The organism is Sulfitobacter mediterraneus, assembly GCF_003054325.1.
Lineage (GTDB): Bacteria > Pseudomonadota > Alphaproteobacteria > Rhodobacterales > Rhodobacteraceae > Sulfitobacter > Sulfitobacter mediterraneus.
Genome location: NZ_QBKU01000019.1, coordinates 1 through 21,537, shown reverse-complemented (window position 1 = coordinate 21,537; position 21,537 = coordinate 1). Strand labels below are relative to the sequence as shown.

25 protein-coding genes and 1 pseudogene are annotated in these 21,537 nt (G+C 55.2%); 3 read left to right on the top strand and 23 right to left on the bottom strand.

Annotation, left to right across the window (positions count from 1 at the left end; translation table 11 throughout):
- Positions 1-113: 113 nt before the first annotated feature.
- Together C8N31_RS20685 and C8N31_RS19525 are read left to right on the top strand one after the other, a co-directional pair.
- Positions 114-167: pseudogene (locus C8N31_RS20685) on the top strand (LacI family DNA-binding transcriptional regulator); the annotation flags it as partial.
- Positions 168-221: 54 nt separating this feature from the next.
- Complete coding sequence (locus tag C8N31_RS19525) at positions 222-1,010, top strand: LacI family DNA-binding transcriptional regulator (protein WP_025049985.1); 789 nt, start codon at positions 222-224, stop codon at positions 1,008-1,010.
- Positions 1,011-1,137: 127 nt separating this feature from the next.
- Here the strand turns inward: C8N31_RS19525 and C8N31_RS19520 are convergent, their stop codons facing one another.
- From C8N31_RS19520 to C8N31_RS19425, 22 genes are all read right to left on the bottom strand, one after another.
- Positions 1,138-2,304: an ABC transporter substrate-binding protein gene (locus C8N31_RS19520; RefSeq protein ID WP_025049986.1), complete on the bottom strand. Its 1,167-nt coding sequence runs from the start codon at positions 2,302-2,304 to the stop codon at positions 1,138-1,140.
- A 48-nt stretch (positions 2,305-2,352) separates the two neighbouring features.
- On the bottom strand, positions 2,353-4,233 hold the full coding sequence (locus C8N31_RS19515) for an AMP-dependent synthetase/ligase (protein ID WP_037919082.1): 1,881 nt from the start codon (positions 4,231-4,233) through the stop codon (positions 2,353-2,355).
- A 9-nt stretch (positions 4,234-4,242) separates the two neighbouring features.
- Positions 4,243-5,037: an ABC transporter ATP-binding protein gene (locus C8N31_RS19510; protein WP_025049988.1), complete on the bottom strand. Its 795-nt coding sequence runs from the start codon at positions 5,035-5,037 to the stop codon at positions 4,243-4,245.
- Positions 5,034-5,825 (bottom strand): ABC transporter ATP-binding protein, encoded by a 792-nt coding sequence (locus C8N31_RS19505; RefSeq protein WP_025049989.1) that lies wholly within the window; start codon positions 5,823-5,825, stop codon positions 5,034-5,036. The genes C8N31_RS19510 and C8N31_RS19505 overlap by 4 nt, the downstream gene beginning before the upstream one ends.
- On the bottom strand, positions 5,822-6,928 hold the full coding sequence (locus tag C8N31_RS19500; RefSeq protein ID WP_025049990.1) for a branched-chain amino acid ABC transporter permease: 1,107 nt from the start codon (positions 6,926-6,928) through the stop codon (positions 5,822-5,824). The genes C8N31_RS19505 and C8N31_RS19500 overlap by 4 nt, the downstream gene beginning before the upstream one ends.
- 1 nt (position 6,929) lies before the next feature.
- On the bottom strand, positions 6,930-7,805 hold the full coding sequence (locus C8N31_RS19495) for a branched-chain amino acid ABC transporter permease (protein ID WP_025049991.1): 876 nt from the start codon (positions 7,803-7,805) through the stop codon (positions 6,930-6,932).
- A 655-nt stretch (positions 7,806-8,460) separates the two neighbouring features.
- On the bottom strand, positions 8,461-8,805 hold the full coding sequence (locus C8N31_RS19490) for a hypothetical protein (RefSeq protein WP_156026922.1): 345 nt from the start codon (positions 8,803-8,805) through the stop codon (positions 8,461-8,463).
- A 93-nt stretch (positions 8,806-8,898) separates the two neighbouring features.
- Positions 8,899-9,228 (bottom strand): hypothetical protein, encoded by a 330-nt coding sequence (locus tag C8N31_RS19485; protein ID WP_025049993.1) that lies wholly within the window; start codon positions 9,226-9,228, stop codon positions 8,899-8,901.
- Positions 9,229-9,482: 254 nt separating this feature from the next.
- Positions 9,483-9,650 carry a hypothetical protein gene (locus tag C8N31_RS20450; protein ID WP_156026924.1) on the bottom strand — a complete coding sequence of 56 codons (168 nt, stop codon included), beginning with the start codon at positions 9,648-9,650 and terminating at the stop codon, positions 9,483-9,485.
- A gap of 31 nt (positions 9,651-9,681) precedes the next feature.
- A complete protein-coding gene (locus C8N31_RS19480; protein ID WP_025049994.1) occupies positions 9,682-9,960 on the bottom strand; it encodes a hypothetical protein in 279 nt (92 codons plus the stop codon).
- Positions 9,961-10,393: 433 nt separating this feature from the next.
- Positions 10,394-10,564: a hypothetical protein gene (locus C8N31_RS20485; RefSeq protein ID WP_211313766.1), complete on the bottom strand. Its 171-nt coding sequence runs from the start codon at positions 10,562-10,564 to the stop codon at positions 10,394-10,396.
- 111 nt (positions 10,565-10,675) lie between these two features.
- Positions 10,676-11,803, bottom strand: coding sequence for an alpha-hydroxy acid oxidase (locus C8N31_RS19475; RefSeq protein ID WP_025049995.1), 1,128 nt, complete (start codon positions 11,801-11,803; stop codon positions 10,676-10,678).
- Complete coding sequence (gene comE, locus C8N31_RS19470; RefSeq protein WP_025049996.1) at positions 11,803-12,357, bottom strand: sulfopyruvate decarboxylase subunit beta; 555 nt, start codon at positions 12,355-12,357, stop codon at positions 11,803-11,805. Before comE ends, C8N31_RS19475 begins: the two co-directional genes overlap by 1 nt.
- Entirely contained in the window at positions 12,354-12,860 is a 507-nt protein-coding gene (locus C8N31_RS19465; protein ID WP_025049997.1) for a thiamine pyrophosphate-binding protein, read from the bottom strand. The genes comE and C8N31_RS19465 overlap by 4 nt, the downstream gene beginning before the upstream one ends.
- Positions 12,861-12,907: 47 nt before the next feature.
- The gene (locus C8N31_RS19460; protein ID WP_025049998.1) at positions 12,908-13,318 is read right to left on the bottom strand and encodes a universal stress protein; all 411 of its coding nucleotides are present in this window, start codon (positions 13,316-13,318) and stop codon (positions 12,908-12,910) included.
- A 28-nt stretch (positions 13,319-13,346) separates the two neighbouring features.
- Positions 13,347-14,327: an alcohol dehydrogenase catalytic domain-containing protein gene (locus tag C8N31_RS19455; RefSeq protein ID WP_025049999.1), complete on the bottom strand. Its 981-nt coding sequence runs from the start codon at positions 14,325-14,327 to the stop codon at positions 13,347-13,349.
- Positions 14,324-15,085, bottom strand: a complete 762-nt coding sequence (locus C8N31_RS19450) for an SDR family NAD(P)-dependent oxidoreductase (protein WP_025050000.1) — start codon at positions 15,083-15,085, stop codon at positions 14,324-14,326. Before C8N31_RS19450 ends, C8N31_RS19455 begins: the two co-directional genes overlap by 4 nt.
- 4 nt (positions 15,086-15,089) lie before the next feature.
- Complete coding sequence (gene hisD / locus C8N31_RS19445) at positions 15,090-16,397, bottom strand: histidinol dehydrogenase (protein ID WP_025050001.1); 1,308 nt, start codon at positions 16,395-16,397, stop codon at positions 15,090-15,092.
- A gap of 12 nt (positions 16,398-16,409) precedes the next feature.
- A complete protein-coding gene (locus tag C8N31_RS19440) occupies positions 16,410-17,738 on the bottom strand; it encodes a TRAP transporter large permease (protein WP_025050002.1) in 1,329 nt (442 codons plus the stop codon).
- Between the two features lie 11 nt (positions 17,739-17,749).
- Positions 17,750-18,262, bottom strand: coding sequence for a TRAP transporter small permease (locus C8N31_RS19435; RefSeq protein WP_025050003.1), 513 nt, complete (start codon positions 18,260-18,262; stop codon positions 17,750-17,752).
- Between the two features lie 111 nt (positions 18,263-18,373).
- Positions 18,374-19,525: a TRAP transporter substrate-binding protein gene (locus C8N31_RS19430; protein ID WP_025050004.1), complete on the bottom strand. Its 1,152-nt coding sequence runs from the start codon at positions 19,523-19,525 to the stop codon at positions 18,374-18,376.
- Positions 19,526-19,546: 21 nt separating this feature from the next.
- Complete coding sequence (locus C8N31_RS19425) at positions 19,547-19,735, bottom strand: hypothetical protein (protein WP_025050005.1); 189 nt, start codon at positions 19,733-19,735, stop codon at positions 19,547-19,549.
- A gap of 136 nt (positions 19,736-19,871) precedes the next feature.
- Here C8N31_RS19425 and C8N31_RS19420 point away from each other — a divergent pair, with 136 nt between their 5' ends.
- Complete coding sequence (locus C8N31_RS19420; RefSeq protein ID WP_025050006.1) at positions 19,872-20,888, top strand: LacI family DNA-binding transcriptional regulator; 1,017 nt, start codon at positions 19,872-19,874, stop codon at positions 20,886-20,888.
- 379 nt (positions 20,889-21,267) lie between these two features.
- On the opposite strand, the gene C8N31_RS19415 is transcribed toward C8N31_RS19420, so the two are convergent.
- Positions 21,268-21,537: sterol desaturase family protein (locus C8N31_RS19415; protein WP_420877387.1), on the bottom strand; the 270-nt coding region annotated here is incomplete at its 5' end.

The following is a 21,537-nucleotide window of genomic DNA, read 5'->3' as shown; positions in this document are numbered from 1 at the left end:
GAAGCCGAGGACGCATACTATCAAGGCTTGAAAACTGACGACATTGCAGCTTGAAATACGAGCTTAACAGTCTCCGGTAAAACCGGGGCGGTTCAAACGAGGGAACAGGCAACGTATCGGAGGCGACCCGCCAAAAGGTCGAAAAGGCCATTGCAGAGCTGAACTATAGGCCCAATTGGATTGGCAAGGCACTGCGCGGGCATTCCAACAATACCTTCGCCATGATCATCTCCAGCATCCAGAACAACTTCTTTTCTGCTGTGGCCTGGGAAATTGAGCGCCGTCTGAATGACGAAGGTGCCGCGATGCTTTTGTTCAACTCCAACGAAAACATGCAACTGCAGGACCGTTGCCTAGAAGAGATCCGATCCCGGCAGGTGGCCGGGGTGTTTATGCTCTGCGCCGTGGACAGCCCCAATCTCAAGGAACTGGCCGAACACACACCGGTGATCCTGATCAACCGGCAGATCGACGATTTGCCCGACCTGCCGTTTGTCGGCATTGATGACCGGTCCGCAGCCAGCGAATTGGCCAAGGCAATCATGCGCGAAAACGACGGCCCGATTGCCCTGATCCACGGCCCCCAGACATCCAACACCAGCCGCGCCCGTCTGGACGGCTTTCGCAGTGAATTTGAACGGGAAGGCCGCGCCATTTTGCCCGAGAACATGATCGAAGCAGAGCTGTCGATGGAAAGCGGCTATGCCTGCGCTGTTCACCTGATGAACACCGCCAAGACCCCCTACTCTGCCATCGTCTGCGGCAACGACCAGATTGCCTACGGCGCTTACAGGCGCTGCCGCGAGCTGGGCTTGAACGTGCCGCAGGACACTGCAATCTACGGATTTGATGACAATCCATTGAACCACTGGCTTGCCCCCTGGCTGAATACGGTAAGCGTGCCGCATGTGCGCTACGCCGAAGAGGCGGTGGAACGGATGAAACGGCTGGTCAACGGGCAAACCGTTGAGAACGCGATCCTGCCCTACGATATCATTTTGCGGCGCTGACCTTTGATTTGGACCGCTTTGAAGGGGCCGGGCGTCTGACAGGACTGCCTTAACCACAAGTGAAAAGGACCGGCCAACACAGTGACCGGTCCCTTCCGAATTGAACTGAATGTTCTGCGCGAATGCCTTACTGGCGGGCGAGTTCCATCCAGTTGCCGTCTTTGATAACCGAAATTACCACCTCGTCTGCACCTTGGTGATCGGTCGCAGAATAGGTCACCGTGTTGCCGGAAACCACGTCTTCGTAGTTCAGGCTTTCCATGCCCATCTGGAACGATTTGGCATCCAGATCGGGGCCAGCCGCTTCAAGCGCTTTCACCAATGTTTCGGCGGCAGAATGGCCGAGCAATGCACCGGAGCCGGGCAGCTGTTCGCCAGTCGCTTCGGTGTAGCGAGCAAAGAACTTCTGCACTTCAGGCTTGTCCATCCGTGACAGCAGATCAGCCCAGCCAGCAGCGGCATACATGCCTTCGGTCACGCCGCCGGGCACTTTGGCCATAACGGTGTGGAAACCAGCAGACGAGTTGATGAATGACATGCCTGACAGGCCCAGCTTTTTGGCTGTACCGGACACTGTGATGGCCTGACGCACGCCCAAGGCCAAGGCGACGATTTCGCAACCCTCTGCGCTCAACTTCTGAAGCGCGCCGACAAAATCGGCATCGTCTGGCTTGTGCGTTGTCTCGGTGACATAGGTCAGCCCGTCAGTTTCGGCAGAAATTGATTCAGCGCCTTCCTTGATGTCCTTGCCGAAGTCCGTCGGCAGATACATGGCACAGACATTGCCCACGCTCTTTTGCTCGGCCAGATATTTCACGCCGACGCGGATCTGCTCATAGTACGTCGCGGTGCCAGCGTAGTGTAGCGGAGAAAACGGCTCTGCCATCTGGCGGGCGGCGGAGAGCGGCGAAACGTTTGGCACGTTCTTGGCGTCTTGCAATTTGAACGCCGCAATGTTCATCGGCGTACCCAGTGACAGCAGCATCGCAAACACTTTGTCGCCATTGATCAGCTTGTTCATGCCTTGGATGGCCTTGGGCATCTGATAGGCGTGGTCTTCGACAACAAAGCGAATTTTGCGGCCATGAATACCGCCCGCCTCGTTGACCTCGTCAAAAACAAGCTGCGCGGCTTTTGTCGCTGGCGCACCAAAGGCCGCAAACGGGCCGGACAGATCGTTGTTCGAGCCGATCAGAACTTCGGTATCGGTGATACCTTGCTCGGCATAGGCTGGCGCGGCGGCCATGGCTGCGACAAGTGCCGCGGACGCAATTTTGGTTGTTAGCTTTTTCATTCGTCTTCTCCCTTTATGTTTTTATGTGAAAAGCTTGTCAGCGTTATGTCAATACATCTGGCTGATCAGCTCTGCGTGTTTGGTTTCCACAAAGCTGCGTTTAAGCTTCATGGTCGGCGTAAGTTCATCGTCGTCTGCGGTCAGCAATACATCGATCAGGCGGAAATCCTTGATCTGCTCGACCCGTGCAAAATCCTTGTTCACCTCTTCGACAGTCTCGCGGATCAGATCCTGCACCTCTGGCGCAGCACAAAGCGAGGCATAGTTTGAGAACGGCACGCGCCGGTCTTGCGCGAATTTCTCGACGTTTTCCTGATCGATCATCACCAGACAGGTCAGGAATTTCCGTTTGTCCCCGATCACCACAACGTCCGAAATGTAGGGCGAGAACTTGAGTTTGTTTTCGATCTCTGCGGGCGTGATATTCTTGCCCCCTGCCGTGATGATGATGTCTTTCAGGCGGCCGGTTATTTTGAGGAAACCTTGATTGTCCAGCATCCCCACATCACCGGTCCGCAGCCAGCCGTCCTCCGAAAAGGTCTCGGCCGTCTTTTCCGGGTTTTTCCAGTAGCCCTGAAACACATTGCCAGCCTTATACTGGATTTCTCCCTCATCCGAAATGCGGATCTCGGCGCCCGGCAGTGCCCTGCCAACGGTGCCAATCTTGTTGGTATCATCGCAGTTGATGCAAATCACACCGGAGCTTTCGGTCATGCCGTAGCCTTCCAGCACCGGCACGCCGATGGCATGATACCACTGCAACAATTCCGGCGAGATGGGAGCGGCCCCAGAGCCGCCGCGCCGCAACCGGTCCATCCCGATCATCCGCCGCAGGTTTTGCAGCAAGGCCAAGTCCCAAAAACGATAGGCGAGATTTGCACCAAACGGCAGTGGTTTGCCTTCGGCGAGACAGGCCGCGCGCGCGCCGCCCGCTTTCAAAGCCTGCGCATAGGCCCACTTTTGCACGCCGGTCGCATCGCCAATGCGGATGGCGACCTGACTATAGATCTTTTCCCAAAGTCGGGGCACAGCCACAAAGGTTTGTGGGCTGACCTCTTGCAGGTTGTCAAAGATCGTTTCCGGACTTTCGGCAAAATTTGTGGTCGAGCCCGCCGCGATGGGCGCATTGACCGAAAACACCCGTTCCAGAATGTGGCACAGCGGCAGAAAACACAGCTGATCATCGGTATCGAACGTTGGCGCGTCGCGCAGGCCTGCCGCCACGGAATACATCAGATTGCCGTGGCTGATCATCGCGCCTTTTGGCTTGCCCGTGGTGCCGGACGTATAGACCAAAATGGCGGTGTCTTCGGGCTTGGTTGCGTCGATCCCTGCGTCAAACGCCTGCGCATTGGCCGCGTCATATGCAGCGCCCAAATCATACAGCTCATCGAGAAAGATAATCTGTGGATCGGTGAACCCGTGGAGGCCCTCACGGTCCATGACAATGACCTTGGCCAGATCGGGCAAATTGTCCCGAACCTGCAAAAACTTGTCCAACTGCTCATCATTTTCGACAAACAGAAAGCGGCTGTCGGAATTGTTGACGAGATACTCCAGCTGCGATGCAGAATCCGTGGTGTAGACCCCAGAACAAATCCCGCCGACGCATTGCACACCCATATCGGTGTACATCCATTCCTTGCTGTCCTCGGACAGGATCGAAACAACTTCGCCGCGTTGCAGTCCCAAGGACAGCAGCCCAAGGCCAAGATGTTTGGCGCGGGTGAAATAATCGTTCCACGAATGGGATCGCCAGATCCCGAATGTCTTTTCGCGGTGCGCGGTCCGATTGCCCAAGGTCTGGCACCGCAAGCGGAGCAGTTTGGGCGTTGTATCCATGCCATCGATGTAGAACGGACCCTGCGACAGGTCCGAATTGATCATCAGCCCGTGTACTTTTTCCTGAGGGGGGAGTGTGTCTGTCATGCTCAATCCCTATCGCCACGTCTTGCGTTGTTTCCAGCGGCGTTGCCCGCGCTGGTTCTCATCCTGACTGACGCCAAGATAGAATTCCTGAATGTCTTTGGAGGCTGCCAGCACGTCAGCGGAATCGTTCATGACGATGCGCCCCAACTCCATCACATACCCATAGTCAGCCGCATCAAGTGCCACCTTGGCGTTCTGCTCGACCAGCATCATCGTGACCTTTTGCTCTTTGTTGAGCCTCACAATGATCTCAAATATCTCCTGCGTCAGCAAAGGAGAGAGGCCAAGGCTCGGCTCATCCAGCAGCATCAGCTTGGGATGCGACATCAGCCCACGCCCAATCGCCAGCATCTGTTGTTGGCCACCCGACAGGGTGCCTGCGCGTTGATTTCGGCGGTCTTTCAAGATCGGAAAGTAGGAATAGACCATTTCCTCATCCGCCGCGATCGCGCTTCGGTCTTTGCGGGTATAGGCGCCCATCGCGATGTTTTCGGCAACCGTCATCAGCGGGAAAATCTCGCGCCCTTCCGGCACATGAACGATGCCGCGCCGCACGATGGCATCCGGCTCCATGGATTGGATGTCAGTCCCCTCCATCGTGACCGTGCCTTTCTCGGGGTCCATCACCCCTGAGATCGTCTTGAGCAATGTAGTTTTACCCGCGCCATTGGCCCCCAGCACGGTGACGATCTGGCCCTCATGGACTTTCAGACTGACGCCGCGGATGGCCATGATTGGCCCATAATAGCTTTCGAGGTTGTCGATCTGCAAAACGACGTCTGCTTTGGTGTTCTGAGTGTTCATGCGCGCGATGTCCCTGTCTTGGAAATCTCGCCAGTGCCGAGATAGGCCTCAATAACAGCCGGATGCGACTGAACTTCGGCGGCTGTGCCTGTTGCCAGCTCCTTGCCATCCGACAAGGCCATGACGCGGCCAGACACGGCGGAGACCAATCCCATGTCATGCTCGACCATCATCACCGAGATGCCCATCTGGGTCTGGATGTCCTCAATCCAAAACGCCATGTCTTGGGTTTCTTCCACCGACAGCCCCGAAGCAGGCTCGTCCAACAGCAGCAGTTTCGGCTCTGACGCCAAGGCGCGGCCAAGCTCCACCACTTTGCGCACGCCGTAGGGCAGACCGCCGATCATCTTGTCACGGTAGGGCTGCAGGTTCAAAAATTCGATCACTTCCTCGACCGCCTCGCGGTGGCGCAACTCCTCGCGGTAGGCTTTGGGCGAGAACACGATGTTGGACAGCATCCCGGTTTTGCGATGTCGATGCCGCCCGACAAGCAGGTTTTGCAAGACCGTGGCTTGTTCAAACAATTCGATGTTCTGAAAGGTCCGCGCGATGCCAAAGCTGGGCACCTGATCCGCAGTATGTTTGAGCAGATCCTTACCATCAAAGCGGATGCGCCCTTCGGCCGGATCATAGAACCGCGAGATCAGGTTAAAGATCGTGGATTTTCCTGCACCGTTGGGGCCGACAAGGGCAAAAACCTCGCCCTCGTTGACCCGCAAGGAGACGTTGTCGACCGCGACAAGCCCACCAAACCGGAGCGTGACATTATCAATTTCAAGCAAGCTCATTGGACACGATCCGTCTTGAGATAGGATTTCTGACGTTTGAACATGTCCTTGCGATAGAAGGGGAACAGTTCAAAATAGGTGCGGATCTTGAGCCATCGACCATAAAGCCCCATCGGTTCAAACAGAATGAAACAGATAAGGATAAAGGCGAACAGCGCGCTTTCCAGTCCGGGCACATTGATGTTCACATCAAACGTGGTGGACAGAAACGTGCGCCCGTTTGCGATGGCAACAGGAATGATACCGACCACAATCGCACCAAAAAATGCGCCATGGATGAAGCCCAAACCGCCGATTACAATCATCAAGAGCAAGGTGATCGACATGACCAAATCGAAGGTCTCGTTTGTTACATAACCCGCCGAATGACCAAAAAGCGCACCCGCAAGTCCAGCAGCGGTCGCAGACAGAAAGAATGACATCGCCTTGGTTCTGGTCAGGTTGATCCCCATCGCCCGCGCCGAGATTTCACTGTCGCGCACGGCGGTAAAGCTGCGCCCTGTCGGGGTCCGCAAAAGGTTGCGATAAAACCAAACAATCAAGATCGCAACGAACAGGACCAGATAGTAGAATTTGTAGGGGGTTGAGTATCGGTTGATTTCCATCCCAAAGATGTTGATATCCGGCACCGCCGCACCTGCGATACCCCCCGTCCAAGGCTCTGCAATCACGACAAAATCGCTGGTCAGCATGGACATCGCCAAAGTTGCCAATGCCAGATAGACACCGTGCAGACGCAACACCGGAAGCGCAATCATTGTCCCCAACCCGCCGGCAATCAGCCCGGACAGCGGAAAGGCGATAAGCCAAGGCACACCCGCGCCCAACAGGTTGATGTTAAGATAACAGCCAAACGCCATAAACGTGGCATGCCCCAGACTGGGCAATCCAGTGTGCCCCGTCAGCAGCATAAGACCCATGCCCGCAATCGCCAGAATGAGAATGCCAGTGATCTCGCCCAGCAAATAGGCATCCCCGATCGCCACAAAATAGAGCGGCGTGGCAAGCACCAATAGCAAGAGCAATCCATACCACACAGCCTGCGCCCGGTGTTTGAACAGGGAAATATCCGCATCATAAGAGGTTTTGAAAACAAAGCGCATCTTAGACCTTCTTTCGTTGCGTCTGGGAGAAGATCCCGCCGGGGCGGAAAATCAGGATGAGCAGCAAAATCGCGTAAGGCGCAATCTGGCTGACCCCCGGCGGACCATATCGCGAGGCCAGAGGTTCAACCAAACCGATGATCAATCCTCCCAAGAGCGCACCGGGCAAAGATCCAAATCCACCGATCGCCGCTGCCGCAAATGCCTTGATGCCCAGCAACCCTGTTGAGGGATCAATTGCGCCTTTTGACGCAAACAAGATCCCTGCGACCGCAGCAACCATACCGGACAGCCCCCAAACGAGACTGTGAATCCGCCGGACGGGGATGCCCATGTAATAGGCCGCCAATTGGTTTTGGGACGCCGCCTGCATCGCCAGGCCGATCCGTGTGCGAGAGAAGAACAAAAAGAACACCAAAGTCAGAAAGGCCGTCACCACCACGATCAGCACTTCATCAATGCCAAGCACCAGCCCTCCGGACCGGATGTCCTGACCGGCAAAGGGCGTTTCCAGCGAGGTCGGCTCATGGCTCCAGACAGCGCCGGCAATAAACCGGATGATAAATCCCATCGCGATGGTCAGAATGACAATCGAAGTTTGGGACTGGCCAAACATGTGGCGCAAAATGCCCCAGTTGAAGAGATACCCAAGCCCCCCCATCACAAGGATAGAGAGCGGCACAGCAAGCCAAAAGTTCAGGCCCATGTATTCATGGTTGGTAAAGCCGATGCAGACAAATGCACCCAGCATCATGAAATCGCCTTGGGCAAAGTTCACAGCTTCGGTGGCTTTGTAGATCAACACAAACCCCAAAGCGATCAATCCGTAGACACAGCCGTTGGCAAGCCCACTGATAATGAGTTGTAGAAAATCCACGGCGCTCCTCCCAAAGACCATTTGGACCAAGGTATTCAGTCAAGCGGGTCAGTTACAATCACTCATCTTCCTTGTTTCGCAACGTAAAATGATCCTTTGCGGTGCAACAGTGCCTTGAGGTTACGCCAAAACCATGGTCGCTACCCGGTTTACCTTATCCAACTTTCACAAGAGCCCCGCATAGAAAATCCGCCTGCCTTACGGCAAGTTCTGGAACGGGTGTTCTGCCCTGTTGGAAAACGCCCTCATTCAAGCGCTTGTTCCGCGTTTTTTCAACGACAACAGAGGTGGGAATTTGTGTTCAGTCTCGGCACGTTGAACAATTTCTTGGCCGGATAACACCACAAATGCATTTCATAGAGTTCGGTATGTGGTGTGGTGCCGGGGGCGGAATCGAACCACCTACACGAGGATTTTCAATTAGCCTTGATATCCACGCGTCCTGCTTCAAGATAACTCAGCCTGCAACGTAGTCGGTTGAAAACCTTGATCTTTGCACATGGCACGGCGTCTAGACCCGTCTCATACCGAAGCAGTTAAGCGCACCGCTCTTGCTACCCCAGTGATACCCTGACGCGAGCCCTTAGACAAAAGATAAAGAGGAACTTTGACATTTCGAATGGGGTAACCATGACAAAAATTCGCCCCTCGACAATCACCGACGCGGGAACTGAGACAACCATTCCTCAGCGCCATCTAAAGCTCTCCAAAGGTCATAGGCCTGCACGGAGTGTGCCTTCGCCTCTTCAATCGAACCAGCTGCGACCCATTGCTCATTGCTTCGCTTTGGTTGGCGTTTAAGGAGCAGTTGTCCGACAATATGTGCGTTCGTTTTTCTGGCCGCTTCTACCATCTCCGTGGCCTTATCGAGATCGCCGTTCTGGAAGGCATAAAGTGCTGCCCACATATTCATCTCTGTCCGATAATCATCACGAAATTCAGCCAGTAACTTACCCCCGAGTGACCACTTGCTTCGCCTGGCGAGCCATTCAGGTAACAAAAACCTCACACCTATATTGTCGTTTGGACATATACGAAGCATTTTTTGAGCAACCTCAATCGCTTCGTCCTTTGCACCCTCTCTTCCATCATCTCAGAGCGCAAGTGCAAGGGTATGCAGGCCACGCATGTAGGGCCTTGTTCGGGTAATCCCCCAAAACGGAAAATCCTCCGAAGGCGCAGATGCTATTTCCAACTTGAACTCGATTTCGCCAAGGCGGACCGCTTCGCGGGCATAAGCCTGCTTTTGCCCTAGCACTCCTGCGGCTTGAGCGAGAATGACATAGCTGTCAATTTTATCGGGTTCTAACTTGATTGCTTTGAGCGCGGCGTCGGCCGCTCCACGCAAATCGCCGACTTCCATTCTGTCCCAAGCGAAGTCTTCCAACTCTTGATACTCGGGAATGTCCCAGTCCGACATCATTCTGACCCCTGCTTTTTTGGCTCTCAGCCATAGGTCAATTTCTGTACCTAGTATGTGACCTCGCCTTTTGGGGCATCACAAAAGGTGGCAACGTCATTTGGCCAAGACTTTGAGCGCAACTTGCCTAAAAGGAGAAATCAAGTCGGGGATCGGGCCTGATCTATAAAGATAGTCATACAGTCGATGCAGGTAGGCGTGCAGGTCTGCATCAGAATCGAAACTAACATCTGTTTGGTTCTCGTAGTCTAGGGCGGTCACGTTTTTTCCATGAGAACATGCTCGAAGTTTTGCTTCAAGCGCTTTGACCATTCTGACGTATAAGCAGAAATTTCCTTCAGTTTGGCGGGATCGTTTGCATTCGCGCCACAATACAGCCCAATATCTTTCATCCAAGCTTGGGTTCTCAGATCAATTTGGGTCATGTGCTGTCCCCAACTGACAATTGGGAAGTCACTACGGTTGAGGCCCTTCATAAAACAAATATTGATAGAGCTTCTCAAAATACTCAAACAACTCCGTATCTGTATCGAAACTGACTTCCGTTCGATCTTCATATTCCAAAGCCGTAAGTTGCCCTTCCGCCAGAACATGTTTGAAGTTTGAACGAAAGCGCTCAGCCCACTCCCCACGCGCATCGGTCTCTTCCTTCAATTGAGGGGGGCCATAGACGTTACCACCACCATATATGAACATATCGTCCAGCCAGGCTTTCGTCCGAAGATCAACCATCATCTCACTCCCGTTGGAAACAGTGTTACCAAAAAAGGCTCGCCCGTAGGCAAAACTTCAAAAACAGCAGTGACCGTTCCACCGTCAAAATCAACCGCTTGTACCGGCGGCAACAACGGGAACTACTGGAACCCCGTAGGCGTGGACTGATTGAAATTGAACCGGTGCGGATTGCTACCCCAGTGATGCCCCAGCCCAAATTGGGCAATCCCACGAAAAGGCAAACTGCCCGCAAGACATTGTTTTCACTTGATTTAAGTGGTGCCCGGGGGCGGAATCGAACCACCGACACGAGGATTTTCAATCCGACCACATCGTTTGCTGATTGCACCTGTCGCGGCGTGTAGCCTGAGCTGCATGTTTCAGTCTCAGATGCCAGAGTTTCGGCACGGCACATCTGTGTTTGACCTACACAGATGTGACACAGGCAGGTTGCTCAAGGACAGCTTTTCCTGGGAAAGCAGGCATTGGTTTTGACTGCGGCAAACTTCGGGTTTGAGCCCAGAGGAGACGTTTCGATTTTGCGCTGCATGCGCTCGCAGCGGGAAAAATGCTGCACCTGCGCGAAAGCGTATACAGCGACGTTGCGGGCTAACCAGCCATTCATGCGAGGCGCCTTGAGGTTGAGAAGGTCAAAGATCGGGGCGTTTGCAATATGTGGGATTGCCGGGAACACTTCCTTTTCTCGTTAAGAACATAGTGGCCTGGTAGAACTTGTTCACGGGATGATTGCTTGACCCAAAGAAGGCGCAGGATTGGTAGCAAGCAGCGCCTGCCCAGTCTGGGCCATCGCGATGCTCATCTCTTCGCTGATTATGTTCCAAAGTCGGTGCAGTCCCGGCTCCCCGCCGGCTGCGATGGCGAACTGTAGGGTACGGCCCAAGAACACAAAATCTGCGCCTTTTTGCAGGGCACGCAGGACATCTTCGCCGGACCTTATGCCGCTGTCGAAAAACAAAGGGAAATTGGGGCCGACTTCGGTACGGATTTGCGGCAGCATTTCGATCGGGGTTGGCGCGCTTTCCAATTGGCGCGCACCATGACTGGAGACTTGTATGCCATCTACGCCAGCTTTCTTTAGGCCTGCCGCGTCTTCTACGTCTAGCACCCCTTTGACCACCAGCTTTCCGGGCCACATGTCACGCAATCTGGCCAGCGTGTCCCATGTCGCCCGCGCCCGGCTTTCGGTGCGATCAAAATCGTAGCCGTCCATTTCAAAGTTGGCCATTTGGGGTTTACCGGCTGCAAGCTGCGTTAGCGACCAACGCGGATGCAAAGCAAAATCAATGAACTGGCGCGGCCCGATCGCGAACGGCATTTTGAAACCGTGCCGAAATTCGCGTGGGCGGCGGCCGACCTCTGGTACATCAACAGTCAGGACTAGGGTAGTATAGCCTGCGGCCTTGGCACGTTCGACCAGTTTGAAGGTGCCAACCCCGTCGCCAGAGAAATACAGCTGGAACCAAGCGTTCCCTTCGGCAACGTCGATGATTTGCTCAAGTGGTGTGGACGCCACAGTCGACACACCATGCGGCACTTTGTATTGCGCGGCCAAGCGGGCCAGCATCAGATCCGCCCCCGGCGCGCTGAGGTTGCACATACCCATTGGCGCAATGCCAAACGGGCGCGCGGCTTGTGTACCGAACAGTGGCACACTTAGATCTCGGGTAGACACATCACGTAGGATGCGGGGCCGCAACGTCAGGGCGTCAAGGGCAGCTCGGTTGCGCGCTGCCCCTGTTTCACGACCGGCAGAGCCGTCAATGTAGTCAAACACCATCCACGGCAGGCGCCGCTTTGCAATCAGCCGAGCATCTTCGGCACTGTGGATGGCATCGACAGACATCAGGCTTTCACAGCTTCCATAAATCGGTGCCGGATCACAACCGGGTCCATCGTGATCACCGGCAGCTTGATATTGCCGCTGTCACATTTGCACACGATGATGGTCATTTGATCGCTATCGACGGCCTCTTGCAAAACGGGCCCAAGGTCTTTGTCCTGCACCTCGATCACGTTGTCACAGCCACAGGCCCGCGCCACATCGGTGAGGTTGGTTTTCATGCCGGCATAAGTCGGCTGGTCCCCGGTTGAGCCATATGACCCGTTGTCGATGATCAGCAAAGTGTAGTTGCCCACAGCGTTGTTTGCGATGGTCGGCAGCGTGCCGAGGTTGGTCAGAACAGATCCGTCCCCGTCGATAGAGATCACAGGTTTTTCTTGCGCAAGCGCCAGACCAAAACCGATGGAAGACGACAGACCCATTGTGCCAAGCATGTAAAAGTTACGCTCATTGTCGTCGATCATGTGCAGCTCTTGACTGGGAAGACCGATGTTACACACCACGAGGTGCGGATTAAGGATCGGGGCGATTTCTTTGAGAATTTCAGAACGGATCATTGGTCGCCATAGCCTCCCCAGAAGTTGGCGTCGGTCAGAATCGCCACAGGTTTGTTGCACATGAATGTGTATTTCAGGATGTTGTCGAATTCTTGGACATCATCTTTCCAGTGGAAGTGATAGGTCGGGATGTTCAACTGCGCCAACAATGCTTTTGTGTGCACGGCCATTTCGACCTGACAGGCCACGGGCTCACGCAACTCGCCACGGTAGGAAATGATCATCGGCAGCGGCATCCGGTAGAATTGCGTCAGCGTGGCCAATGTATTGATCGTCACGCCGATTGCGGTGTTCTGCATGATGATCGCAGGGCGCTTGCCGCCCATAAAGGCACCGGCACACAGCCCCATGCCTTCGTCTTCCTTGTTCGAGGGGATATGGAAGATTTCGTCGCGCGCCTCGGCTTCCTGGATCACACCAGCAAGCTGTTTGCACGGCACGGTGGTGACGAAAGAGACGTCGTTTGCGACAAGATCGTCCACAATCTTCTTGTGGATATTCATAAGAGAAAAGCCTTTCTGATTGGATAGAAAATTCGAAGATGCCTGCGTCAGGTGCTGCGATAAACGTGCACAGCGCAGGGCGCATGCCGCACAACACGCGCAGCAGTAGAGCCCAGCAAATAGTCGCTGAACCCCGGTTTATGTGATCCCATGACAATGCAATCGATACTGTGTTCGGATGCATAATCAATGATGGAGCGATAGGTATGCCCAACCACCATCTCGGCTTTTACGCCGTTCAGGTGTTCGGTTTTTGCCTGCAATTCGGCCCGAGCGCGTGCAAGCCCTTCTTGTTTTGCTTCATCATCAACATAGGCCTGAACCGATCCTTGCGGCGCTTCATAGACATGCAGCGCAATAATCTCACCGGTGCCGCCGGTCAGGGCTTTGGCAATCTCCAGAGTGCCTTTGGACACACCATGGTCAAGCGCCATGGGAACAAGGATTTTTTGATACACGGGGTAAATCTCCGATAGGGCGTCGTAGTTAAGACCAAGGGTCCAGAATGATTTTGGGCGTCGCAACCTTACCTGCAAGCAGGTCGGCAAAAGCGCTTGCGCCGTCCGCTAGGGACCGGGTTTGTGTCCAGTCCAACGGGCCAAGCCGCCCGTCGAAAAGGGCCGCAGCCGTGTCGCGGAAATCAGCGGCGGTGTAGGTATATGTGCCGATAAACGTGATTTCTTGCAAAGTGGCGCGGCGCACATCAAATCCGGGTTTGTGATCGCCCAACCCCACATGCGCGATCACACCGCCCGGTTGCACAAGGCTGGATGCAGAGGCACGCGTGACCCCAAAGCCAACCGCGTCGATCACGATAGGAAAACTCTCATCGGTTGCGCAAACCGCTGTCTGACCCGCCTGTTCACACAAGAACGCGCATCTGGCGGGATCAGGTTCAACGATTGTCACGTCGTGCAAGCCCATCGCTTTCAGCGCCAGGGACGCCGCCAATCCAATGGCCCCACCACCGATCACCAACGCGCGCCTTTCCATAGCAGGATGCAGCGCCTCAAGCGCCAGTCGGGCGGCGTGCCAGCTGACGGCCAATGGTTCCGCCAATGCGGCCTTTTCCAGCAGCACATGATCCGGCACTTCGACCAGATTGGACATCGGCATCGCAACATATTGCGCAAACGCGCCTTCGCGTGGCATCATTGAGATGATCTGCCTCTGAGGGCACAGGTTCTCGCGGCCCGCCGTGCAAGCAGGGCAGGCACCGCACGTCACCAGCGGATTTACAGTGACGCGCATCCCATCACGTGTGCCGCCTTTGATCGTTCCAGCCGCCTCGTGTCCCAGAATAAGCGGGGCAGGACGGCGTGCATCGTGGCCAAGATAGGCATGCATATCGGATCCGCAGATGCCAACGGCTTCTACCTTGATCAGATGCTCTCCGGCTTGCGGGATGGCATCTAGCACATCGGTGAAACCCAATGTCTCAACACCTTGATAAACCAGCGCTTTCATTTCGCAGTGAACCCCCCGTCGACCATAAGAACCTGCCCTGTGACGAAGGCTGACGCCTCCGAGCATAAGAACAAGATCGGGCCGTCCATGTCTTCCAGCCTGCCATTACGACCCACACAGGTCTGTGCCGCATTGCGCTCTGCGCGTGCCGGATCATCAAAAACCGCTGCCGTCAGTTCGGTCGGGAAAAACCCCGGCCCGATGGCATTTGCCGTGATCCCGTGAGGAGACCACGCCTCGGCCATTGCGCGGGTTAATTGGCTGATGGCTCCCTTGGTCGCGCCGTAGGCAATGCCGCCCGGAAAGGCGCGGGTGCTTTGCAGCGATGCGAAATTCACGATGCGCCCCCAACCTTTGGCTTGCATGGCAGGCACAAAAGCCTGCGACACAAAGAACGGTGCATTAAGGTTCAGGGCAATCGTTTGATCCCAACCTTCCCGCGTCACGTCATCTGCCGCTTGCCGCGTGTTGACGCCCGCCGCATGCACCAGAATGTCTGGGGCACCAAACGGGGCAGAAACATCGCGAACCAGTTGCGCCAAACCATCGCGATCCGCCACATCGGCCACGACCCGCGCAGCCTTGGGACCGATTTCAGCGCAAAGGCTGTCCAAAGCCTCGGCGCGTCGGGCGACCCCCACAACCGATGCCCCTGCTGCCGCCAGCGCGACCGCCGCACGGCGTCCAAGACCCGAACTGGCACCGGTAATGCAGGCCACCTTGCCGGGCAGATCAAAAAGGGGCGCGGTGTGGGTCACGCGTTTAACCTTCAGCTGTCAGGTCAAAGTTTTCGCCGGGGAAGTATTTGGCCAGACGCACATCTGCAGCGCGCGCATGCCCTTCCATCCCCTCAAGCCGAGAGATACGGGCCGTTGCAATCGCTACATCCTTGGAAGCTTCCTGCGTTGCGCGCTGCCATGTGACGATCTTCATGTACTTGTGCACCGACAAACCGCCCGTGTAGCCTGCTGCACCGGAGGTCGGCAGAACGTGATTTGTGCCCGACGCTTTGTCGCCGTAGGAAACTGTCGTTTCTTCGCCCAAGAACAGCGACCCGTAGCAGGTCAGGTTTTCCAGCCACCAATCGAGGTCTTCGGCCATCACGGTCAAATGCTCCGGTGCGTATTCGTCGCTGCATTTGGCCATATCAACGCGGTCTGCACACACGATGACTTCGGCATAATCGCGCCATGCGGCAAAGGCGTTGTCGCGGTTTAGCTGTGGCAGGTCCTCGATCAACGCTGGCACGCGCGCCATGACATCTTCAGCCAATGCGCGGTCGTCTGTGACCAGCCAAACCGGAGAGTTGTATCCATGTTCGGCTTGGCTGACCAAGTCGGTCGCAACGATGTGCGGATCAGCGCGTTTGTCTGCAAGGATCAAGCTGTCGGTGGGGCCAGCGATCATGTCGATGCCCACACTGCCAAACAAGATGCGCTTGGCTTCGGCAACAAACTGGTTGCCTGGACCGACAAGAATGTTGGCCTTTGGCAAGCCAAACAGACCGTATGTCATGGCCGCAACACCCTGCACGCCGCCCATCGCCAAAATCTTGTCCGCGCCGCAAATATGCGCAGCATAGATGATGGCGGGTGCGACACCCACGCCGGGGCGCGGCGGTGAACAAGCGGTGATGTGCTTGCAGCCTGCGACCTTGGCCGTGGTAACTGTCATGATGGCCGACGCGATGTGGCTGTAGCGTCCGCCTGGCACATAGCAGCCCGCCGCATCCACTGGGATCGCTTTTTGACCTGCCACATAGCCCGGTTTGATTTCCATCTCGACGTCGGCGACTGTGCTCTTTTGCAGCTGGGCGAAGCGTTTAACGTTGTCGTGGGCAAACTGGATATCGGCCTTGAGTTTTTCGGGAACCAAGGCGCTGGCAGCTTCAATCTCGGCGTCGGTCAACATGACATTGCCGTCGTACTGGTCAAACTTGGCCGCATATTCCATCGCTTTGGCGTCGCCGCCTGCCTTGATGTCATCCAGAATTGTGACAACCGTATCGTGGACGTCTGATGCGCCGGACGCCGATGTGAGGGTCGCTTTCTTGAGATACTCGCGTGTCATTGTTTTGATGTCCTACTTGTAGATATCTGGAAGCAAAGTTGTTGAAACGGCTGGCACATAGGCGATGAACAAGACCACGATGAACATGCACAATACAAAAGGCACGGCGCGCGCGGCGATCTTCAGGATCGATTCACCCGTGATGCCCGAGACAACAAAGAGGTTAAGGCCCAGCGGTGGCGTGATGAATCCTACACCAAGGGCGGTGATCATCATGATGCAAAACTGGATTTCATTCATGCCGATGTTCTCGGCCAAAGGCTGAAGGATCGGGGCCAAAATCACGATGTTGGGCGTGGTTTCCATCACACAGCCAGCGGCGATCAGAATACCGATCATCAACAGGATCAAGATCCACGGTTCATTGGTAAGGCTGGTGGCTGAGGTGACAAAGCCTTGTGGTACACCCATGATCGCAAGGGCTTCGGCCAGTGGGGCAGAAAAAGCGATGATAGGAAGGATCACGCCGTTGACCTTGGCCGAACTGACCAACATCGCGGGGAAATCAGAAAAGCTGAGTGATCTGAGGAGAAATCCCATCAAGATCGTAACAACAACAGCAGTTGCACCGGCTTCTGTTGGCGTCAGACGCCCGGAGAAGATTCCATAAAAGATGATGCCGGGCACGATAAACGCATACCAGCCAGATTTCAGTGAACAGCCCAGATTGGTCAGCCATTCCATAAAAGTAAGATTGCCGCCGCCCTCATAGGCATAGATGCGGTTGACCACCAAGTTCGTGATCAGGATCGCAAACAGGATGCACAGACCAGGGATCAAGGCCGCGAGGAACAATGTGGAGGCCGAGACACCCAGCACAAGGCCGATGATGATATACGCGATAGAAGGCGGGATTAGGATGCCAGTACAGGCACCCGCAGCCACCAAAGCGCAGGCATAGGGGCGCGGATATCCGGCCTCGACCAGACGGGCGATCGTCATGCGGCCCACCGCAGCAGCACCCGCCGCGTCCGATCCTGAAATCGCAGCAAACATACCGCAGACCAGCACCGTGGCCGATCCGAAACCGCCCTTGGTAAAACAGGTCAACGCTTCGGCGACGTCAAGGAATTTGCGACTAAGCCCGGTGCGCACCAGCACGTCTCCTGTAAGAATGAACAGCGGGATCGCCGTCAGCGCAAAGGCGTCAATTCCGGTGAACAACCGCTCGCCCACAAGGCTGAGCGGTAGGTCGCCCGACATGAGCAACATCAATATGGCAGAGGATCCAATCGCCGCCCACACAGGCACGGCCATCGCGATAAGCGCCACGAACAGGATGACAGGCACATAAAAGTCCCAGCCAAGCTCAACAGTCTGCGCGACAGTATTCCAAAGCATAGCGTCGCTCCTTAATCAAATAGGGTGTCGCCCTCATAGACAGGCTTGTCCGTCTTGAGGGAAATGAAGTCGCGGCGCAGCGATTGCAAAAGACGCCAGATCATCAGGCCAAAGCCCGTCGGCACCGCCATCAGGAACCACACCTTAGAGATGCGCAAACCGTCCGTCACAGAGCCGAACTTCCATGACACATGAACGGATTCAAACGACCAATAGAGCGCAATCACCGCGACAAACATCATCACGATGTCGCCAAACATATACAGCAGCGCCTTGGGCCGTTGGCCAAGGTAGTGCATGATCACATCAATACGGATGTGCGCGCGTTCTTTGACGGCGGCAGAGGCCCCGATCCACGCGAGATAAATAAATGAATACCGTACGATCTCTTCGCCCCAGATCGACGAATGGGCGAAAATTTCGCGGCGGAGTACTTCGACCGCCATTGTGATGACCAGCATCACGTAAAAGGTCAAAAGCAGCCAGCGTTCCGCATTTTGGTCAAGTTTGCGCAGATATTCCATAATCAATCCATTCCGTTGCCATGGCAAAAGACGGCGCATCCCGAGCGCGAGCCGTTTTGCATGTCGAAGAGAAAGGGTGTCGGACGCCCAAACAGCGTCCGACGGGTTCGCTTATGCGTCGTGCACGTAGTATTTGCCTTGCGTGCCCGCAGCTTCTTCCATTTGGGCAAAGGCATCCATGGAACCGGCAAGATCAACCTTGAACTCGTCCCACTCGGAGCGCTGATAGCCACCGGCGTCTTTCCATTCGGCCAACTGGTCCTCAGACAGGCTGTGGAATTCAACGCCGGCTTTGGCCAGCTCGGCCATCGCATAGGAGCGGGCAGACGGGACCTTGGCAAGGTTCTGGTGCGCGGTCATTTCAGACCCCCACATGATGCCTTCCTGAACGTCCGCAGGCATGGAGTTGAACCATTCAAGGTTACAGGAGTAAACTTGGCTGTCTGGAACAGCCTGCGTGAAGGTCACGTGGGACAGCATGTCCTTGAAACCAAACACAAAGAGAGCACCCACGGATGGGTCAAGCGCGTCAGCCACACCCTGCTGGATCGCAGAGGGTGTTTCGCCCCAAGCAACGGGCGTCGGATTGGCACCGACCAAACGATAATACTGCTGCAACATGGCAGAGCCCGGGACGCGGAACTTCACGCCGTCCAGATCACCCGGCGTGATAACAGCCCCAGCACCGCCTTTGCGAACAGCGACAACACGCGGGTCAATGTTGATGTAAAACAGCGGCTTGAACCCGTTCTCCTCGATTTTTGGCGTCACGTTCGTGTTCCAGAAATCAGAGGTCACAAGGTTGGTGAAGCGCTGGTTGGAACCACACAGATACGGCATGTTGATCAGGTCAACTGTGGACGCGAATGGTGCAAAGTTGGACACCGAGTGCTGTGCGGCCTGAATGGTGCCGCCCTGAACGGCCTGTACCAGCGCACCACCTGCCCCCAACTGACCGCCTGGGGCCAGCTTGACGTAGACTTTACCATTTGTGGCGTTCTGAATGTTCTCTTTGAGATCAAGCTGCATGATCGGGTAGCTGCGCGAGGCACCCAGAACATAGGCTGTCGCAAGGGTCATTGTGTGCTCAGCGGCGGCCTCACGCTCTCGTTCTTCATTGGCTGACTGCGCTGCGGCCTCTGTTGACCAAAGCGTTCCTGCGGCACCTGCCACCAATGCGGCCGTAAAGCCTGCACTTGATGCAATTTTCAGAAAATTCCGGCGTTCGAGCGACGCAATCTCTTTACGATCTTGATGATCCATCTGGATCTCCTCCCTTTAGACTTATTTGCTGTCGTCGCTTTTCGAACGATCAGCCTCTTTTCGTAAAATGGCGACGACAAATAAGACCGACGCACAAGACAGAACCAACATCTCCCCGACATCCCCAAGGATCGCAGCATCGGCAAAAGCGCCCAACGCTACGTTCAAGAAGAACGCCAAAAATACAAATAATGCACCTATGAGAAACATGACGAGCCTCCCTGCTGTCTGATTCTGCACTAACTGTAAGCGCTTGCAAAGCAAAATTGCAAGCGCTTACATCTTTCAACCCGATAATTGTTATTCTAGGCTGGCGCGACGAAGAAACCCAAGGATCTGCCTTTAAATGCATGTTCCACCGCGCATTCCTACATTGGATGATGTCGCAAATGCCGCTGGTGTTTCGACGGCTACGGTATCGCGCTGTTTGAATGAGAAACAAAAAGTGTCGCCCAAAACTCTGGCAAAGGTGATGGAAACGGTCGAATCACTTGGCTACACGCCGAATTTCAACGCACGGGCAATGGCGGCCAAACAATCCCATACAATCGGCGCGATCATCCCTACGATGGAAAATGCGATTTTTGCGCGCGGCTTGCAGGCCTTTCAGGAAACGCTCCTTGAAAAGGGGTATAATCTATTGGTCTCTAGCAGCGCCTATCAGCCCAAACTGGAAGCCCAGCAAATTCGCGAACTTGTGGCGCGTGGCGCAGATGGCCTGCTGTTGATCGGCTATGAACGTTCCGAGGCGGTGTATGAGTATCTGGCCCGGCGTGATGTCCCAACAGTGTTGGCGTGGGCCTCGAAATCAGATTCGGAACACGCTTCTGTGGGATTTGACAACCGCGCCGCAATGCGGCTGTTAGCTGACAAGGTGATCGACATGGGTCACAAACAGATTGCTGTCATTTCCGGAATTATTGACGGCAATGATCGCGCCGCGGAGCGATTGGCTGGCATTCAGGATAGCTGGCGGGCACATGGCTTTCATCTAAATGACCTCCCCATCATTCAAACGCCTTATGAAATTGAAAACGGTGCTACGGCCTTTGAACAACTGATCCAGGCTGACGTGAAACCGACAGTCATTATGTGCGGAAATGATGTTCTTGCTGCTGGCGTGATCTCAAAGGCGCGCGACCTGGGTTTCAATGTTCCAAATGATGTTTCAGTCACCGGATTTGACGATATTGAGCTGGCCAAGCACGTCTTTCCTCCCCTCACCACAGTGCATGTTCCGCACCGCCAAATGGGTCGCGTTGCCGCTGAAAGTTTGATCGACTTGATCGAAAATCGAGTGGAAAAAGTGTCTCATCAGCTGGACGTATCGGTTGAGATGCGCGCGTCCCTGCAAAGGATATGACACGAACCCCAAGCTGTAAGAGCGATGGTAGAACTCCGCTGGGTTGTTCTTTTCACGGATCTAACGGAAATTCTCCACGGCTTGGAAACCCTCGGAGGATAAATCGAATGGGGTGCCCGTGAATGACCGGATTGGCAATTTGTGCCGCGATGCAAAAACAAGCGTGATGTAGATGCGAAGCTATGCTGCGTCAGCGAGGGCGAAAAACTGAACGGCGGCTTCGTCCCGATCTTACCAGTTCGTCGATCGTGCGGCGAAGGTCTGGAATTTCAGGAGCCGACGTTCAGGCGGCGCGCGGCGAATGCCGGGTGAGAACCCAGAGGCACGGATGCTGCGCTTCGATTGAATGACGCAGTAGCATCGCAAATCGGTCATTAAGTTAGGGCTCTTGGCCTTTTCTTTCAGAGATTGAATTGGCTTGCTTGGATGATACGGGTTTGGAGTCCTCCATGTGGCTTCGCACATCGAGCGCACCTCCGCTCGCCGGGCCGCGCAGCGGCTGAAACAGCATCCGGTCAAGCCAGAGGTCGCGGCGTGTGCGAAACTGCTCGATGCCGATCCCCATACCGATGTGCCCCTTCGCTGGTTGCGCGACGTAAGTTCCGAGAAGCCAATCCCACCACGGTAAATTGAAGCCGAAATTCGAGTT

Coding starts and splice junctions, on each gene's coding strand:
- C8N31_RS19440 (WP_025050002.1), bottom strand. CDS start 17,738: ATGCTTTGGAATACTGTCGCGCAGACTGTTGAGCTTGGCTGGGACTTT.
- C8N31_RS20485 (WP_211313766.1), bottom strand. CDS start 10,564: ATGAATGGCTGGTTAGCCCGCAACGTCGCTGTATACGCTTTCGCGCAG.
- C8N31_RS19455 (WP_025049999.1), bottom strand. CDS start 14,327: ATGAAAGCGCTGGTTTATCAAGGTGTTGAGACATTGGGTTTCACCGAT.
- C8N31_RS19525 (WP_025049985.1), top strand. CDS start 222: ATGATCATCTCCAGCATCCAGAACAACTTCTTTTCTGCTGTGGCCTGG.
- C8N31_RS19465 (WP_025049997.1), bottom strand. CDS start 12,860: ATGAATATCCACAAGAAGATTGTGGACGATCTTGTCGCAAACGACGTC.
- C8N31_RS19515 (WP_037919082.1), bottom strand. CDS start 4,233: ATGACAGACACACTCCCCCCTCAGGAAAAAGTACACGGGCTGATGATC.
- C8N31_RS19480 (WP_025049994.1), bottom strand. CDS start 9,960: ATGATGGTTGATCTTCGGACGAAAGCCTGGCTGGACGATATGTTCATA.
- C8N31_RS19505 (WP_025049989.1), bottom strand. CDS start 5,825: ATGAGCTTGCTTGAAATTGATAATGTCACGCTCCGGTTTGGTGGGCTT.
- C8N31_RS19485 (WP_025049993.1), bottom strand. CDS start 9,228: ATGATGTCGGACTGGGACATTCCCGAGTATCAAGAGTTGGAAGACTTC.
- C8N31_RS19510 (WP_025049988.1), bottom strand. CDS start 5,037: ATGAACACTCAGAACACCAAAGCAGACGTCGTTTTGCAGATCGACAAC.
- C8N31_RS19430 (WP_025050004.1), bottom strand. CDS start 19,525: ATGGATCATCAAGATCGTAAAGAGATTGCGTCGCTCGAACGCCGGAAT.
- hisD (WP_025050001.1), bottom strand. CDS start 16,397: ATGACACGCGAGTATCTCAAGAAAGCGACCCTCACATCGGCGTCCGGC.
- C8N31_RS19425 (WP_025050005.1), bottom strand. CDS start 19,735: ATGTTTCTCATAGGTGCATTATTTGTATTTTTGGCGTTCTTCTTGAAC.
- C8N31_RS19420 (WP_025050006.1), top strand. CDS start 19,872: ATGCATGTTCCACCGCGCATTCCTACATTGGATGATGTCGCAAATGCC.
- C8N31_RS19500 (WP_025049990.1), bottom strand. CDS start 6,928: ATGCGCTTTGTTTTCAAAACCTCTTATGATGCGGATATTTCCCTGTTC.
- C8N31_RS19520 (WP_025049986.1), bottom strand. CDS start 2,304: ATGAAAAAGCTAACAACCAAAATTGCGTCCGCGGCACTTGTCGCAGCC.
- C8N31_RS19435 (WP_025050003.1), bottom strand. CDS start 18,262: ATGGAATATCTGCGCAAACTTGACCAAAATGCGGAACGCTGGCTGCTT.
- C8N31_RS19475 (WP_025049995.1), bottom strand. CDS start 11,803: ATGTCTGTCGATGCCATCCACAGTGCCGAAGATGCTCGGCTGATTGCA.
- comE (WP_025049996.1), bottom strand. CDS start 12,357: ATGATCCGTTCTGAAATTCTCAAAGAAATCGCCCCGATCCTTAATCCG.
- C8N31_RS20450 (WP_156026924.1), bottom strand. CDS start 9,650: ATGACCCAAATTGATCTGAGAACCCAAGCTTGGATGAAAGATATTGGG.